This is a genomic window from Kordiimonas sp., from assembly GCF_048264555.1.
Lineage (GTDB): Bacteria > Pseudomonadota > Alphaproteobacteria > Sphingomonadales > Kordiimonadaceae > Kordiimonas.
Map to the genome: position 1 here is coordinate 145,905 of NZ_JBLXCX010000002.1, position 16,481 is coordinate 162,385.

General features: G+C 52.5%; 15 protein-coding genes. 9 read left to right on the top strand and 6 right to left on the bottom strand.

The window, feature by feature from the left end:
• Positions 1 to 3 precede the first annotated feature (3 nt).
• A complete protein-coding gene (purS, locus tag ACN0XZ_RS05805; RefSeq protein ID WP_417457568.1) occupies positions 4 to 243 on the bottom strand; it encodes a phosphoribosylformylglycinamidine synthase subunit PurS in 240 nt (79 codons plus the stop codon).
• Between the two features lie 68 nt (positions 244 to 311).
• Positions 312 to 1,085: a phosphoribosylaminoimidazolesuccinocarboxamide synthase gene (gene purC, locus ACN0XZ_RS05810; RefSeq protein WP_417456786.1), complete on the bottom strand. Its 774-nt coding sequence runs from the start codon at positions 1,083 to 1,085 to the stop codon at positions 312 to 314.
• Between the two features lie 210 nt (positions 1,086 to 1,295).
• Between purC and ACN0XZ_RS05815 the strand changes: the two genes are divergently transcribed.
• Positions 1,296 to 1,619 carry a DUF1476 domain-containing protein gene (locus ACN0XZ_RS05815; RefSeq protein ID WP_417456787.1) on the top strand — a complete coding sequence of 108 codons (324 nt, stop codon included), beginning with the start codon at positions 1,296 to 1,298 and terminating at the stop codon, positions 1,617 to 1,619.
• Between the two features lie 56 nt (positions 1,620 to 1,675).
• On the opposite strand, the gene ACN0XZ_RS05820 is transcribed toward ACN0XZ_RS05815, so the two are convergent.
• Together ACN0XZ_RS05820 and ACN0XZ_RS05825 are read right to left on the bottom strand one after the other, a co-directional pair.
• Positions 1,676 to 2,284, bottom strand: a complete 609-nt coding sequence (locus ACN0XZ_RS05820) for a hypothetical protein (RefSeq protein WP_417456788.1) — start codon at positions 2,282 to 2,284, stop codon at positions 1,676 to 1,678.
• Positions 2,285 to 2,318: 34 nt separating this feature from the next.
• Entirely contained in the window at positions 2,319 to 2,957 is a 639-nt protein-coding gene (locus ACN0XZ_RS05825; RefSeq protein WP_417456789.1) for a hypothetical protein, read from the bottom strand.
• Between the two features lie 387 nt (positions 2,958 to 3,344).
• Here ACN0XZ_RS05825 and ACN0XZ_RS05830 point away from each other — a divergent pair, with 387 nt between their 5' ends.
• From ACN0XZ_RS05830 to ACN0XZ_RS05840, 3 genes are all read left to right on the top strand, one after another.
• Entirely contained in the window at positions 3,345 to 5,450 is a 2,106-nt protein-coding gene (locus ACN0XZ_RS05830) for a tetratricopeptide repeat protein (protein ID WP_417456790.1), read from the top strand.
• Positions 5,451 to 5,536: 86 nt separating this feature from the next.
• A complete protein-coding gene (locus tag ACN0XZ_RS05835; RefSeq protein WP_417456791.1) occupies positions 5,537 to 6,757 on the top strand; it encodes an MFS transporter in 1,221 nt (406 codons plus the stop codon).
• A 126-nt stretch (positions 6,758 to 6,883) separates the two neighbouring features.
• Positions 6,884 to 8,620 (top strand): amidohydrolase, encoded by a 1,737-nt coding sequence (locus ACN0XZ_RS05840; RefSeq protein WP_417456792.1) that lies wholly within the window; start codon positions 6,884 to 6,886, stop codon positions 8,618 to 8,620.
• Between the two features lie 63 nt (positions 8,621 to 8,683).
• On the opposite strand, the gene ACN0XZ_RS05845 is transcribed toward ACN0XZ_RS05840, so the two are convergent.
• Complete coding sequence (locus tag ACN0XZ_RS05845; protein WP_417456793.1) at positions 8,684 to 8,959, bottom strand: Lrp/AsnC family transcriptional regulator; 276 nt, start codon at positions 8,957 to 8,959, stop codon at positions 8,684 to 8,686.
• Between the two features lie 147 nt (positions 8,960 to 9,106).
• Here ACN0XZ_RS05845 and ACN0XZ_RS05850 point away from each other — a divergent pair, with 147 nt between their 5' ends.
• The 3 genes from ACN0XZ_RS05850 to ACN0XZ_RS05860 all read left to right on the top strand — a co-directional run bounded on the left by ACN0XZ_RS05850 (position 9,107) and on the right by ACN0XZ_RS05860 (position 12,860).
• On the top strand, positions 9,107 to 10,699 hold the full coding sequence (locus ACN0XZ_RS05850; protein WP_417456794.1) for a phytoene desaturase family protein: 1,593 nt from the start codon (positions 9,107 to 9,109) through the stop codon (positions 10,697 to 10,699).
• A gap of 143 nt (positions 10,700 to 10,842) precedes the next feature.
• A complete protein-coding gene (locus tag ACN0XZ_RS05855; protein ID WP_417456795.1) occupies positions 10,843 to 11,145 on the top strand; it encodes an STAS domain-containing protein in 303 nt (100 codons plus the stop codon).
• Between the two features lie 20 nt (positions 11,146 to 11,165).
• The gene (locus tag ACN0XZ_RS05860) at positions 11,166 to 12,860 is read left to right on the top strand and encodes an ATP-binding SpoIIE family protein phosphatase (RefSeq protein ID WP_417456796.1); all 1,695 of its coding nucleotides are present in this window, start codon (positions 11,166 to 11,168) and stop codon (positions 12,858 to 12,860) included.
• A 3-nt stretch (positions 12,861 to 12,863) separates the two neighbouring features.
• On the opposite strand, the gene cqsA is transcribed toward ACN0XZ_RS05860, so the two are convergent.
• Positions 12,864 to 14,090: an alpha-hydroxyketone-type quorum-sensing autoinducer synthase gene (gene cqsA, locus ACN0XZ_RS05865; RefSeq protein WP_417456797.1), complete on the bottom strand. Its 1,227-nt coding sequence runs from the start codon at positions 14,088 to 14,090 to the stop codon at positions 12,864 to 12,866.
• 180 nt (positions 14,091 to 14,270) lie between these two features.
• Here cqsA and ACN0XZ_RS05870 point away from each other — a divergent pair, with 180 nt between their 5' ends.
• A complete protein-coding gene (locus ACN0XZ_RS05870) occupies positions 14,271 to 15,434 on the top strand; it encodes a sensor histidine kinase (RefSeq protein ID WP_417456798.1) in 1,164 nt (387 codons plus the stop codon).
• Positions 15,431 to 16,480 carry a hypothetical protein gene (locus tag ACN0XZ_RS05875; protein ID WP_417456799.1) on the top strand — a complete coding sequence of 350 codons (1,050 nt, stop codon included), beginning with the start codon at positions 15,431 to 15,433 and terminating at the stop codon, positions 16,478 to 16,480. Before ACN0XZ_RS05870 ends, ACN0XZ_RS05875 begins: the two co-directional genes overlap by 4 nt.
• The last annotated feature ends 1 nt before the right edge of the window (position 16,481 follow it).

A 16,481-nucleotide genomic window follows, 5' to 3' on the forward strand; every position in this document is an offset into this window, starting at 1 on the left:
GTTTTACTCCAGCTCGATGGAGTAGTTTTCAATAACCGTGTTCGCCAGCAGCTTGCGGCACATCTCATCAACGGATGCTTCTGCTTTTGCGCGGTCGGTCTCTTTGAGGTCAAGCTCGATATATTTACCCTGACGTGCTTCGTCTACACCGCCGAATCCCATGTTGGAGAGGGCGTGTTCGATTGCTTTGCCTTGGGGGTCCAGAACGCCATTTTTGAGGGTTACGTGGATACGGGCTTTCATGGGGCTCACTTTCTTCTCAAGTCAATTTTGCCTGAAAGGCTGTCTGAAATAAAAACAGACCAGAAGTATTACTTCTGGCCCTTGTTGTTTTTATGGTCTGCAATTTCGGTGATGTCGGCGCTTGGCAGGATACCGAGACGACGCGCGACTTCCTGATAGGCTTCCATCTCGCCGCCAAGGTCACGCCGGAAGCGGTCCTTGTCCATCTTCTCGCCGGTTTCCATATCCCACAGGCGGCAGCCATCGGGGCTGATCTCATCCGCGAGAATGGTCAGGCATTCTTCACCTTCATAGAGGCGGCCAAACTCAAGCTTGAAATCAACAAGTTTGATGCCGATGCCAGCAAACAGGCCCGAGAGGAAATCATTGATGCGGAACGCATAATGGGTCATTTCCTCGAGCTCCAGCTCATTGGCCCAGCCGAAGGTGAGCACATGCTCTTCCGCGATCAGCGGGTCGCCAAGTTCATCAGACTTGTAGCAGAACTCAATCAGCGGGCGGGGCAGGTGAGTGCCTTCCTCGATCCCCAAGCGGGTTGAGAGGCTGCCAGCCGCGATATTGCGGACAATGACCTCAACCGGGATGATCTCAACCGCTTTTACGAGCTGTTCCCGCATGGAAAGGCGCTCGATAAAATGGTTGGGGATACCGATATCGGTAAGGGCGGTGAAAATATACTCAGAGATGTGGTTGTTCACTACGCCTTTGCCTTGAAGAGTACCTTTCTTCTGGGCGTTGAAAGCCGTAGCGTCATCTTTGAAATATTGAATGATAGTTCCTGGCTCGGGCCCTTCGAAAAGTACTTTGGCCTTGCCTTCATAAAGCTTGTTGCGGCGGGACATATATTGCCTCTTCCTCAGCTTGAGGGATGTCAGTGGGTTGCGCGGGCGCGAACATAACCGAGAAGGTCCCTCTCGACAATCTTTCTGTAATAATTTGCAATAAGTTTTGTTTAGGCTATGGAAATGAGCAACCAAATTACCTTTATCTAAGGGTGTAGTGTGATATTTTACCGGTTCTCGGGTGAGACTCGGACAGGAGGAAGTAAAGTCATGACAACTTTTGACGGCCGCGAAAAAGCGTTTGAAGATAAATTTGCCCACGATGAGGCCATGATGTTCAAGGCGCGGGCGCGCCGGAACCGCCTTTTCGGGGAGTGGCTTGCGGGTGAGCTCGGCCTCGCAGGTGAAGAGGTAAAGGATTATGCGGCGTCTGTTGTGAAGGCAGACCTGGAAGAAGACGGTGATGCGGACGTGCTCCGTAAAGTGATGAAGGACATTGAGGCAAAGGGCCTTGATCTTTCAGAGCACCGTATCGAGAAGCACCTAGAAGAGTTTTTTGCGCAGGCGAAAATTCAGATCATGTCTGAAGCATAAGCCACAGACGGAACGGAACTAAAAGAAAACGGGGCGAAGAGCCCCGTTTTTTGTATCTAAAGCGCTGGTGCGGTTTTGCGCCTCGACCTGCGTGCGATAAATGCGAGGCCCGGGATGAGCAGTAGCGCGCTCATGGGCTCAGGTACGCTGGATGGTGGGGTCACAGGCGATCCACCACCTTCAGACACCGTGAAGGTGCCAGACCAGTTCCAGTCGCTATCTCCACCTTGGGCGTAGCCGCCGCCGGGAAGTGCAATTGTGTCACCGTATGAAATGAGGTGCAGGCCAACAAAATAAGTGCCGGGCGTGATAAATACATCCGCACCTTCCCCTGTGGCCAGGGTCATCTGCAAGTTAGGGGCGACCTGACTTTGGTGGAAAGTATATTGCTTCAGCCATTCATCGTAATTGTATTGTTCATTCTTTTTCAGAATGAACCATTCAATGCCAAACTTGTTGGTGCTTGGCAGGTCGCAGATGGAATACCCGGCGAATGTGGAGCCACAGGCGTTCAGGGTGATGTTCTCCCCGAGCACGATAGGCGAATAGGTGCCAGCATCGGCGACGGCATCACCGTTAGGGTAGGTGGCCTGAGCGGTGTTTGACATCAACACCGAAGCAAGCATACCAATTGCAGGGATAAAGCGGGAAAATTTAAGGGCCACGATATTCATCCTTTAATGTGACCAAACCTATAAGCTAGGCTGTTGCCGCTGCCTGGCGTTTTCGACGACGTTCGCGGCGTGCGATCAGAACAATACCAGGTAAAAGCAAAAGTGCAGCAGCAGGTTCTGGAACAGAGGTTGCTTCAGTAATTGCAAAACTGCTTGACCAGTCGAAACTATAGTTAGTTGAGCCGTCATACGCGAGGTCGCTGTCGTTGCCGGTGGCGCCATAACTACCCGATGGCAGCGCGATATTTTTGTCGCTGTTCACATAGACATAAAGTCCGATGTAATAGGTGCCTACTTCGCTGAAAAACGTGCCATCGCCTGTGTTCACATTAACCGACAGACCATCATCGGCAGAATAGCCGGAATACGACCCGAGGTATGTCCACTGGTTATCGTGCCAAGCTTTCCAGGTCAGGGTGAACTGCGTGAGATTACTGAGGTCGCAGAGAGAGTAGCTTTGTGAGCTACCATCGGCACGGTGAAAGGTGGAGCCGCAAGCGTCTAGCGTGATGTCTTCGCCAAGTGAGATCGGGCCGTATGTGCCAGCGTCAGCCATAACATCGAAATAGTTATAGTTGTATGTTGCTTGCGCACCAGAGCTTGCGCCAAGCACACCTGCCGCGACACTCAAACCAGCCAGTATTTTTTTCATCTTACCAGTCATAACCGATGCATCTCCTGCATATCTCACTTTGTTAGCACGGTCGCTTTTAACAAGAAGCTAACAGCTAACCACGAGGTCTCTCAATTCAATGCCTCGTTCTTCAACGCCTCAATCCCATGATCAACAACATTGCACATAATTCAAATAAACGGAATATTCACATAAAATTTTAGTAAATTCCTTGCTTTGTGTACATATCCCCTTAACTTTTTCTGATGACTTAAGCAATCTTTTTGATAATGCTTCTCAGGATTATCAGCATCTTGTCACTAAACTAGAACGCTGGGTAAGGGGCGGAGTGATAATGCTGAACATGAATAATTTTCGTGTTAGCATGACGTTTTGCAGGTATTTTGTATTTGTCGGCATCAGTTATCGGGGGGAACCATGGCCAAATTTTCGAAAACCGTCGCTCTCGCTGGATGTGTGCTTCTGACCGCATGTGGCGGCAGCCCTGAGGAGCAAGAACAACAGAAAATCGACTATGCGAGCTATGATGATGCCGCCCTTGAGAAGTTGGCGGCCGACGGTGAATACCAGCAGGCGCTTGATATCATCAAAGGCCAGGTGGAGCTTGAGATAGCGGACAGCAAGGATTTCCTGATAGAAAGCGATATATATCTGACCTTGCTCGACGGCGTGGCGGCAGAAGTTTCACTCGAGAAAGCGCGTGAGGCCGGGGCGCCAGAGGAGGAGATTAGCCTGAGGCTTGCGCGGGCCTATCTCCTGCAGCAGAAAGCCACAGAGGCTAAAGAAACGCTTGAAAAAGCTGAGTTCGAGGGCGAAGAGCGCTATCAGGCCATGCTGCTTCGCGGTGATATCGCGCAGGAAGAGCAAGACCTTGAAGGCGCGCGTAGCTATTTTCAGCACGCCGTTGAAGAAAACCCGGAAGATTTTCGCGGACACCTTGGTTTGGCACTTCTGGCGCTGAATCAGGGGCAATTGGCTGAAGCCGAACGCTACGCCGCGGATGCGGCAACTCTTGTTGAGGACGATCCGATTATCCGCTATGTGCGCGGCTCCGTTGCCCGGTATCAGGGTCGGATCGAGGACGCCAAAGAGCATTTGCAGAAGGCTGTCGAGCTGCATAATGCCAATCTGCTCGCCTATTTTGAGCTGATAAGCTTGTTCATCGAGTCAGGTGACACGGAGCAAGCCCAGAAGCAGTTGGATGCAGTTTATGCTCTGACGCCGAATAGCCCTATGGCGCAATATTATAGTGCACTCATGCTAGCAATCGAGGGCAAGCCTCAGGAAGCAGAGTATCTGTTGCTGAGGACAGGGGATTTTACACGGGCTTTCCCACCAGCTGCGCGTGTTTATGGGCATGTGGCTTTTGCTCTTGGGAAATATTCAACAGCGCAGCCATATCTGGAGCGCTTTTTAAATAGAGTGCCTTCGGACCGGGTAACCCGGCTCGCACTCGCTGAGTGTCTTACCCGGCGCGGCCAGTCAAAAAAAGCACTGAAGGTTCTTGAGCCATTGATCGGCGAAGGAAGTCAGGACCTGGAAGGTCTGTTGCAGGCTGCTGCTGCACACGGTTCAACCGGGCAGGTGGCTGACGCACGGAAATATATTGAGCAAGCACAAGCTGTGGCGCAGTCGGGCGAAGTGCAGGACCAGGAACTGATTGGTCTTATCGGTCAGCGACTCGCCCTCACGCAATTTATCAGTGGCGACAACGAAGGCGCCATTAACCAGCTTCGCTCTCTTTACGCGGATGATGAAGCGGATGTGGAGAGCTTGTCCCTTCTCGCCAATATCCAGATGGAAAGTGGTGACCTAGCGGGTGCTGAAGAAACCGCAAACCGGATTTTGGCGCTCGAGCCCGAGAGCGCGGTAGGGCGGAACTTTATAGGCGCTCTTCGCTTCCGTGAACGCAACACAGCAGCAGCGATCGAAGAATATACTGCGGCCCTAAACAGCAAGCCGGATTACCAATCCGCGCTCAAGAACCGTGCCCTTGCATACCTTGCAACCCAGCAGTTCGATTTGGCGAAGGCGGATCTTTTGAAGCTAGAGAATGCAGGTGTTGAAGACGCTCAGGTCCACGCCATGCTTGGCCGGGTTTACCTTGAGCTCGGTGAAGGACGGGAAGCTGCGAATTCACTAAAGCGTGCAGAGGCGATCATTCCCGAATCTGCAATTATCGCGACTGACCTCGCGGAAGCAATGGCGCTATCGGGCTTCCGGTCGTCTGCCATAACTCAGGCAAACAAAGCCAAAAAGCTGGCTGTGCGTGACCCAAACCTGGTGCAATATCTGGAAGACCTGATCGTGACCTGGCAGAAGCTTGAGGCCGAGGAGAAGATACAGGCGCAGGCGGATAAGGAAAAACAGCGCGAAGAACTTGCAAAGAAACGCGCAGAGATGGAAAAGGCCCGGAAGGCCCTGATTGAAGAAGGCCGCGCTGAAACTCCTGATGAGAAAAAGGAGGAGGGTGCGGACGAAGAAGAGCCAAAGAGCGAAGAAGACGACCCGCCTCAGAACTAATATTAGGTTTCGCATTTTCTGAAATATCTTGAGCCATACCCACGGGTATGGTCAGGTGTCCCCGCTTGTGAACGGTAAGGACACCTATGCCCATTCTTTTTCTGGTAATTTTTGTGGTGATGGGTAGCTTCGCGATGTTGCTGCCTTCCATCATGTTTGTTCTCAAAAACCTGGGTGCCAGCGAAGCTTGGGCCACGCCAATATTGGCGAGCTACAGTTTTGCGCAGTTCCTGACAGGTCCCTATTGGGGCAAGGTCTCCGACCGGTGGGGGCGAAAGCCAGTTTTGATCGGTGGGTTGATTTTGGCAGCCTGTGCGTACGGCTTTATCGCCTTCTGGGCAGACAGTGTGCTCCATATGCACATGAGCCTCGTGCTCGCTGGCGCCTGCGCCGGAAATTCCGCCGTTTTATACGCGGCAGTGACCGATATCACCGGGCGCGAAGGGCGAGCAAAGGGCATGGGCATCATGGGGGCTGGTGTTGGCCTGGCTTTCACGATTGGCCCTGCGATCGGGGCTATATTAAGCGGTGTTAGCGCTGAGGCGGCAGATATAACGGCGCCCGCAGCTGTTTCGGCACTGGCTTGCCTGGCCGGAGCCTGCATTGTCGCCATTTGGTTCAAGGAGACATTACATCGCGAGAGCGATGGTGCGCCTGAAACGCACACGGGGCGCATTGCGGCTTTCTTGAAGGTCAGCGCAAAACCCGCCCTCATGCAGCTTGCTGTCGCAATGTGCTTTTTCACGTTAGCGCTTTCGATGATGGAAGCCATCATGTCCTATCTTATGAACGCGCGGCTTGGGTGGGGGCCAAAAGACCTCGGTATCATGTTCTCGTATTTCGGCGTGGTTTTGATTGTGGTTCAGGGTGGACTGGTTGGCCGCTTGGCGCGGCGTTTTGGCGAAGAGAGGCTTGCTCTCGCAGGGGTGAGCATGATGGGGGTCGGCCTTGCCGTTATCGCGCTATCCATGAGTACACTGGGGGTGTTTGTTGGCTTGGGTTTTATAAGTGCGGGTACTGGCATTTATAATACCAGCGTGCTGGCGGTAGGCTCCTATCATAGCGGAAAGCTTGGACGAGGGCTGACGATGGGGGTTTTTCAGTCCATGCAGGCACTTGGTCGGTCCGTTGGGCCGCTAATCGTTGGGTTACTTTACGTGGCCCAGCATGAGTTGCCTCTGTTTGTTGGCTGCGCCGTGATGGTTGTGCTTTTTGCGTGGTTGTTGGTCATCTTTCGCCGACTTCAGGTTGGCGAGGCCGCGCGAGATACCATGTTGACCAGCCAAGGTGGCGCTCAGAGCTCTTGATGTGATCACTTAATGGGAAATTAAGAGATATCGTAACTGCATGGTTCATGCAGATCGGACTTGATTGTGCGTGAATTCTTTGTCACCATTGCTGAAAATGTGATCACATTATTGGGGAGGGAAACCATGAACCGTATTCTAACTTGTGGTGCATCGCTTGCGATGGCGCTGTCGTCATCGACTGTTTTTTCAGCTGAATTACCAGCAGATTATGTGCTGACAGGCGGCACATTTTATACGGTTGATGGGGAAAACCGCGTAGCAGAAGCGATGGCGGTACGGTCAGGCACTATCGTGTATGTTGGCGATGTCTCAGGTGTGGCGGGCTATATAGGGCCCAAAACTGAACAGCGTGATATGAAGGGGCGGGTAATATTCCCCGGATTCACTGATAGCCATGCGCACCTGCCTGATGGCGGTGGCACCATACTTGGTTTGGGCCTTGCTGGCTTGACATCGGCAGAGGCTGTTCTGTCCACAGTGAAAGCCTATGCGGATGCGCATCCCGATATGCCGGTGATTGTTGGTGCAGGGTGGGAGTTGAGCCTGTTCCCTGAGGCCAATCCCTCCAAAGAGATGCTGGATGAAATTGTAAGTGATCGCCCAGTTTTTCTCACCGCCGCTGACGGGCATAACGGTTGGGCGAACACCGCGATGCTTGAGCTTGCAGGCGTGACGGCGGACACCGAGGACCCGGAGAATGGCCGTATTGAACGCGATGAGGCTGGAAATCCGACAGGTACGTTCAGGGAAGCCGCGATGGGGCTTTTTGCCGCCTATATACCGCAACCGAGCCTTGCGGAAGTAAGCAAGAACCTGCGTGCGGGTATTGCGTATCAGCTCAAAAACGGTATCACGGCAACGATTGATGCCGCCATCATGAACGATGTGAACGAGAAGGCCTATCTCGAAGCTGCACCTGATAAGGATTTGCCTCAACGGGTGCGTATTTCGTTGCTGGCGGCCGATGAGATGGTTACCTCCAACATTACGGAAGAAAATGCCCTTGGTGCAGTCGCTCGTCTTGAGAAACGTCGCGCAGCCTATCGGAATGCTGCGGCTGGGCGAATTGACGCCGAGGCGGTGAAAATATTTGTGGATGGCGTACCCGAGAACCACACCGCAGCCATGCTGGAGCCTTATATTGATGCGCCACTTGGGCCGGATCATCGCGGTGAGCCAAACCTTAGTGAGGCTGCGCTCGATAAATATGTTACCGCACTCGAGGCCGCTGATTTTCAGGTTCATATGCATGCGATCGGGGATCGGGCCGTTCGAATGGCGCTTGATGCGCTGGAGGCTGCCAAGGAGAGCAACGGTGAGCGCGCTCGCCGTCACCAGATCGCACATCTGGAGATCGTGCAACCAGAGGATATCGCTCGTTTCGCGCCCTTAGGCGTTAGCGCAGACATGCAGTCGCTCTGGCACTACCGTGATGCCTACATCACAGACCTGACAGAACCGTTTTTGGCAGAAAAACTACACCGCTGGTTATACCCTGCACGCAGTTTCAAGAATGCTGGCGCGCGCTTTGTCTGGGGCAGCGACTGGCCTGTGTCCACAAGCGACCCGTTTGATTCCATGGAAGTGGCCGTGCTGCGCCGCGACCCCTACACCAACGAGGGAGAAACCTGGAATGAAGCCGAGACCCTAACGGTTGACGACATGATCCATGCCCTGACTATGGGCGGGGCGTATTTGATGGGGCAGGAAGATATTCGGGGCTCTCTCGAGGTAGGTAAGCGGGCCGACTTTATCGTGATAGACGCGGACCCATACAAAATTGACCCGTCAGCGATCAGCGACATCTCTGTCATTGCGACATATGTGGATGGACGAAGGGTTTATTCGTCATCCGAGTAGGGAACAAAAAAGAGCGCCGGAAACGGCGCTCTTTTCCTGTCTCAATAATGTCATGTGACAGCCCTAGATGTCATCGGGGCCAGCCATGTTTTTGTCGTCTGTGAAGGCGTTAAGGCCAATAATCGTATAGGTATCTTTCACGCCCGGCGCGACTTGCACTGTCTGGGTAATAAAGCGCCCGATCTCTTGTTCGGGGGACAGCTGGAACTGTGCCAGGAGGTCATAGTTACCGGAGGTCGAATAAACGCTTCTTACCTCCGGGACATTGTCGGCAAGGTGGGCGGCCACATCATAGGTGCGGCCAAGCTCGCATTTGATCATAACAAAAACGGTTTTCATTGGGAGCCTCTTTCTCGGGTGCCAGCGTCTTCTGATTATCCGACTTTGATACGCTTGTATCGAATTGAATCTGGCTTGTGAAGCGAAGATGCTGCAACATGCCGAACAAAATATGAAGGTGCTTAAAGCCCTTGGGGGAGTTTGTTTATGTATGATGCAGTAATTGTAGGGGGCGGTCATAACGGCCTGACGTGTGGCTACTATCTGGCGAAGGCGGGCCTTAAAACCCTCATTCTGGAGCGTCGGGATATTGTCGGCGGTGCCGCAGTCACCGAAGAGTTTCACCCGGGCTTCAGGAACTCAACGGCATCCTATACCGTGAGCCTTCTCAATCCCAAAATTATCGCGGACCTTGATCTGCATCGGCATGGTCTTGAGGTGCGCGAACGGGCCGCATCCAACTTCTTTCCGCTAAATGACAGTCAGTATCTTATGTTTCCGGTGGACGGCGCAGAAAAGCGCCGGGAGTTTGCCAAATTCTCCGAGAAGGATGCCGCAGCGCTTGAGCGTTATGAGGCGGACATTGAGGCGGTAGCCGACGAGTTGCGGGCACTTCTCTTGAAGTCGCCGCCCAATGCAGGTGGTGGATTGTCGGACATATTAAAAGCGGGGGTGCTGGGTCTTTCCGCGCTTAAAAAGCCGATTGAGGCGCAACGCTTGCTTCTGGATATGGCAACACAGTCCTGTGGTGACCTGCTTGACCGTTATTTCGAGAGTGATGTCATCAAGGCGGCTTATGCGTTTGATGGCATTGTTGGCGCCTATGCTGGCCCCAAGTCACTCGGCACCGCCTATGTCTTGCTCCATCACTGCTTCGGGGAGGTAAACGGCAAAAAAGGCATGTGGGGCCACGCTGTTGGCGGCATGGGGGCTATTACCTCTGCAATGCGGAAAGCAGCGGAACGGGCGGGTGTTGAGATCAGGACCGGTGCGGCTGTCTCGGAAGTTATAACTACCGACGGTAAAGCAAGCGGTGTTGTGCTGGAGGACGGCACGAAGATCGAAGCCCGGGTTGTGGTATCCAACGTCGCACCAAAACTGTTGTTTGGAGAGCTTGTTGACCCAGGCGTTGTGCCCGATGATTTTTTGCGTCGTGTCCGCGGATTAAAGAGCGGTTCAGCAACATTCCGGATGAATGTGGCACTGGATGAGTTGCCGCAGTTTACTTGTAAACCCGCAGAAGGACAGGCAGAGCACCACTCCTCAGGCATCGTGATTGGCCCAAGCGTTGACTATCTTGAGCGTGCTTATCTGGATGCTCAGCTTTATGGCTGGTCGAAAGAGCCTGTTGTGGAGATGCTTATTCCGAGCACTTTGGATGATAGCCTCGCCCCTGCGGGCAAACATGTAGCCAGCCTGTTTTGCCAGCATTTTGCGCCGACATTGCCTGACGGAAAATCATGGGATGACTGCCGCGAGCAGGCAGCAGACTGCGTGATTGATACGGTGAATAAATATGCACCAAATTTCAAGAAAAGCATCATCGCCCGACAGATTCATTCGCCGCTTGATCTGGAGCGCAAGTTTGGCCTGATTGATGGCGATATTTTCCATGGGCAGCTAACGCCAAACCAGTTGTTTTCTGCGCGTCCAATGTTGGGGCATGCCGATCACAGGATGCCGGTGAAAGGCCTCTACCTTTGTGGCTCTGGCGCTCACCCGGGCGGTGGGGTTACCGGGGTGCCGGGTCATAACGCAGCAGCTGTCATCATCAAAGACTGCAAAAAGCGTGTAGCTTAAAGTAGCGGATTAAAAATAGCTTAACTAAATAGTTGTAGTTTCAGGTAAATTGCTTGTGGTTGAGCGTAGGTTGAATATTATAACTCCGTATCTCAAGCTGTAAGTATGCCAACAACTCTAGCCTTGTATGTAGGGGAGCGAACATGGAATACCGCATCGAAAGCCGCGACGACGGCACCGCACGGGTTATCTTCAATGGCGACATTACCTTCTCGGAGAATGTGGCATTTCGTCAGCTTCTGAAGGACTTGTCCGAGAAAAATATTCAGGCCTGTGTATTTGACCTTTCAGCCGTTGAAATGGTCGATTCCGCGGGCCTTGGCATGTTCCTTATCGCGAAAGAGCAGGCTGATACCGGCGGCTGGAAACTTTCAGTATCTGGCGCTCAAGGACATGTGGCGAGCATGCTCAAGCTAACCAAGCTTTCTGATCTTCTGGAAGGCTAGCTGCACGAGCACGCCAAACAATGGCTTCAAAAGACGGCATCCATATCCCCGGACGTGTATCGGACGTTGCTGATGAAGTAAGCGCGGCTCATATCCTTGTGGTTGATGATATGCCGCTCATGCGCACCATGATTGGCAATTGCCTGAAGCGTGGTGGGTTTAGCAGAATCGATTACGCAGCTGATGGCGCTGAGGCGCTGGAGATGATTACGCACGAAATCCCCGATCTTGTGGTGCTGGACCTGAACATGCCGCGGGTCTCCGGCTACGAAGTATGCCGGGCTTTGCGAAGTGATCCAAAAACGGAGCATCTGCCAATCCTTGTGCAGTCTGCGTCGGAGACACCGGAAGAACGGGTTGAAGTATTCGCGTCCGGCGCGACAGATTTTGTCTCCAAGCCCATCAATCAGCCCGAACTGCTTGCGCGGGTGTGCATGCATCTCGAAAACAAGTTTTTGATCAATAGTTTGAGCGCTTTTCAAAGCCGCATTCAGGCGGAACTGTCTATGGCGCGCGAGATGCAACATTCTCTGCTGCCTGACCCTAAAACCATCTCCAAGCTTGAAGATTTCAGCGGCGGCACGATTGAGGCCTTTTATAAGGCTTCGTTTGAACTGGGCGGAGACCTCTGGGGCTGTTGGCCTATCTCGGATGATCGGGTGGGTATTTATGTTCTTGATATCGCGGGACACGGTGTTGGCGCGGCGCTTAATACCTTTCGCGTGCACGCCACCATGGCACGGTTTGAGGCGGCACGAGAGGACCCGGCCACCTTCCTCACCGTGCTGAATACGGCCTTGCAGCCCAATTTTCCGCTGGGACAGTTTGCAACGATGTTCTACGCGGTCCTCAACTTCAAGACTAACGAACTTGTGTACGCCGGTGCAGGCGCGCCGAGGCCGATGATCCTCTCACCGGACGGTGATGTCCGCTTGCTTGATAGTTCTGGCTTGCCCGTGGCGATCTTACGTAAACCCGAATATGAGAACCGGTATGACAAACTGGAGATGGGTGAGAGCCTGTTTTGCTATTCCGATGTTTTAACGGAGGCACCGAATAGCAGCGGAGATTTTATGGGCGAGGACGGCCTTGTTGATTTTGTGGTGGAATGTGAACGTGAAGGTGCGCGCATAACACTAGTCGAAAGGCTATTGGAGCAGTTCTACATCCGGGTGCCGGGCGCTCTGCCAGATGACCTCACCGCCGTTGCTATTCACCGTGCACCTGATTTTGCTGCGCTAAGTTCGAGTGCATCCGATGGTCGGTTTGAATTTCAATCCCGCCGAGAAGCAAAAAAGGTCGCGACTAAACTTGCCGCTTCCACTTCCGACCCTGTGGGTGTGTCGATCGGGCTTATGGAGCTTTTCGTTAACGCTATTGAGCACGGATGCCTTGGTATTGGCCACCAAGAGAAGGGTGGGTTGATCGAGCAAGGTACATTAAACGAAGAGATTTTGCGGCGGAGGGGGCTGCCTGAATTCCAAAGCAACTATGTTGCCGTCTCCTTCGAGCGGAAAGAGGAGGATCTCTATGTGGTTGTGCAAGATCCGGGTGACGGTTTTGACTATTCAGTCTTCACAGAGGGGAGCATTGGCCATGAGAAGAAGCATGGCCGCGGTATAACCATGGCCAAGAGCTGTTTCGACACACTTACCTATCATGGTAATGGCAGCGAAGTGCATGTGCATTACCGCAACAAGAAAAAAGCCAGCTAGTCCTCAAAGCAAGGTCGGCCAATCCTTCATATCAAGCGTGTCCCGCGCTTCAGCACAAACTTCGAGTACCTGCGCTAGTTCATGCGCTTTAAGGCTGGCGTTGACGGTAAGCCGTAATAGCATGCGGTTTTGCGGCGTTGCTGGCGGGCAGAACACTGAACCTAGAACGCCCCTCTGGTCAAGAAAAGTGCGAAATGCGACGGTGTTCTCAAGCGTGCCGGTAATGATGGAAATAATCTGGCTATCGCTTTCCGTGACATCGTAACCAAGAGCGAGCAAGCCGGTGCGCAAATAGCGATGGTTGGCGTGAAGCCTGCTTCTACGCCAATCTTCTGCGCCGATTATGTTGAGGGCAGCGTTGAAACCTGCCACTTCGTAACCCAAAACCGATGTGCTGAATATCATCGGTCGGGCCTCATACCGAAAATATTCCATGTTTCGTGCAGAGCCGAGAACCACCCCGCCACGCGCCGCCACGGCTTTTGAAAGGCCGACTGTGCGGAAATGAATTCGGTCCGCAAGCCCAAGCGCTACGGCCATTCCGCCGCCTCTGGGGCCATGGCAGCCAAAGGAATGGGTTTCATCAACGACAATGGCGCATCCTCCATCTTCTGCGACATCAACGAGGTCCGCCAGCGGACACATGTTGCCATTTGTACTGTAGAGAGAGTCAACAACGACAAGCCCCGGGCCGTAGCGTTTAATTTTTCTCCGCAAGTCGTCAACGTCATTATGCCTGAAAGGTCGGGGTTTTGCTCTCGCGCACAGGATGCCTTCCCAAAGGGAGGCGTGTGCCATTATGTCGATATAGATCGGTGTTTCCGGCGTTGAGAATGCTTGTACGAGGCCAGTGTTGGCCGTGTAACCCGACATGACGAGCACCGCGTCTTCTGCTTGTGTAAGCGAGGCAATTTTGTACTCAAACAACCGATGTGCATCTTCCTTTGCATGTGAAAACACCCGGGAGATAGCGTCGCCGTGGCCCATCCTGCATAGCGCGTTGGCCTTTGCGCTTGATATGCGTGCGTCACCGGCGATGGCCAAATAATCGTTGGATTGCATATGAACTGCAGCCTGTAGCGGTCGGCTGTTGGTTAAAACCGCTCGTCCCCAATGTTTGTTTTGAGGGTCAGTAAGCTCAGCCTCAGTGATCTGGGTTATGAAATCAGGTTCCCGTGGGCAGAGCGGGGGCGTCGTTTGGCTCAGTTCACATGTTACCGAATTTGCCATCTGGTGTTTCCTCATTGTTGGACGTTGAGCAGTTTTATGTTAGATATGTATTTTTACACACATAGGTAGCATTTTAGCCTAAATTCCATGGAAGATGGCGTATAAATGGAAATAGGGGTGTTTCAGAAATTTGCGGCCAACTTTGAGCTGACGCGCTCAAAGATGCGGGCTGGTGCCATAGTGGGGCTGGGTGGCTTCCCGCTATACTATTTTATATGGCAGGACGTTTTTCCCCAGGGATACGAGAATGCAATGTTGCGAGCGCTGTGCGTTGGCGTTCTTGTCCTGTGGCTGGTTGCAGATCGTCTTCTGGACGACCGGTCCCGCGCATTTCAAACGCTCTCCTACCTCACGCTGACTATCTGTTTGCCCTTTTTCTTTTGTTATATGTTTCTGCAGAATAACGCGTCGGGCATTTGGTTGGGGTCCTTGATCTGCGGTATGCTCTACCTCGCTGTTGCGGTTGAGATCAGCAATTTTTTTGTGATGTTTTTGCTGGGCTGCATAGCCGCTGTGACCAGCTACCTTCTCCTGCCCCATAACCCCCTTGAGCTGTACGCACTTTACGAGACAATTCCGGTGATTTTATTTGCGTTTGGGGGTGGGCTTATCCTCAAGTTTGCAGAAGAATGGACCATTCACCACAATCAAAAACGAGCTGTCGCCCTTGCGGGGTCAATTGCCCATGAACTGCGGACCCCCTTATTGGGTATTCGTCTGGAGCTCGAAAATTTTTCCCGGCTGTGTAAAGAGGCAGGATTCGCGGACGGAACCGACAACTCCAAGCATTGCGATGAAATCAGCTCTCGCGTGAACAGGCATGTTTTGAAGGCTTCTCATATGGTGGAGTGTCTGCTTCTTAATGTGCGTGACGAGACGTTCGACAGCCGAGGCTTTACCCATCAGTCGATGAAGGCGGTGCTGGAGGATGTGTTTGCCCGTTACCCAATGACAGAGCGGGAGAAGAAGATTGTCCGTGTGCGTGAACATGAAGATTTTACCTTCTGGGGTGATGGTTTGTTGATGTCCCACGTCGTGATGAACCTGCTAAAAAATGCGTTTGAAGCGATTGCTGCGGCCGAGAAAGGACACATAGAGATATATTTTTCTCGAATAGAGGGCAAAAATGCTATGTGCGTTAGAGATACAGGGCGAGGTATCGCGGCGGAGACTAGGGCCAAAATCTTTGATCGGTTCTATTCCAACACCCAAGGTGGTGCTGGTCTCGGGCTTGCTTTTTGCAAGCGTGTTATAGATAGTTTTGGTGGCGCACTAGAGTGCAATTCCGAAGCCGGTGAATACACCGAGTTTAGAATCTGGTTACCTGCGGGGGAGGCAGCATGATCGGACCATACTATTATCCGGAAATTCCTGTTTATCATCCATGTACAGCGCTTCTGCTCGATGATGACGAGGATTTTTTGGCGTCGCTCAAAGCTGTTTTGGGCCAGGAAGCCGCTATACTCGGATACTCCTCACCGACTTGCGCGTTGAAGTGCCTGACGCATGCGCAGGAGATTGTCGATGCTACCTTTGATATCTTTGCTCACTACGGCAGTAGGGCAGAAGGTGCAGGCGCCGAAGCGGGGGACCATCTTCTTCTTCTGAAATCTTCCAGGTTGCGGCAGCTCGCCATGTCGGGCTCTCGGTTCGAGATGATCTCCGTGGTGATCGTTGATCAGGTAATGCCTTCGAAAAGCGGGTTGGAATTCTGCGCAGAGATAAAAAATCTCGGGGTGAAAACTATTCTTCTTACCGGGCAGATGAGCGATGAGGCGACAATCGCTGCCTTCAATAACGGTTTGATCGATAGGTTTGTCTCAAAGAATGACCCAGCAGCACTTACAAAAATCAAATCTATGATGGGAGAGCTGCACAAAGAATATATGGCCGATAAACTTGAGCCGCTCACTAAAGCATTGCAGGTTTCTGGCAATCATAGCCTTGGCCGTTACGACACTGTGGAGTTGATGCGCGAAATTCACGGTACATTTGACTATACCGAATATTATTATCTGCCGAACTCACGCGGTTTTCTTTTGCGGGATCGTGATGGAACCGAGAGGTTTTGTTTGCTTGGAAACCTAAGGGAGCAGGCAGAGCTAAGCGAAGTTGTGGAAGATATTCTGGGACAATGCCAACAAAGCATAGGGCTTCGTGAGGGCAAGCTTATCGCATGGGATTTTTTTGATGATTTTGGCGATAGCGAGCCATGGCATACGCGCGTTGCAGACCTCATCTTCCCCTGCAATCAGACCGGGGATTTGGTTTGGAGCTTAATCCCGCCAGAAAACCTGCCGTTTCAAACGGCGCATGTAGACTCATGCTGGCGCAGTTATCACGCGCATGTGCAAACCAAACCCATCAATTGGCTAGGCAGTGCCGCTTAAC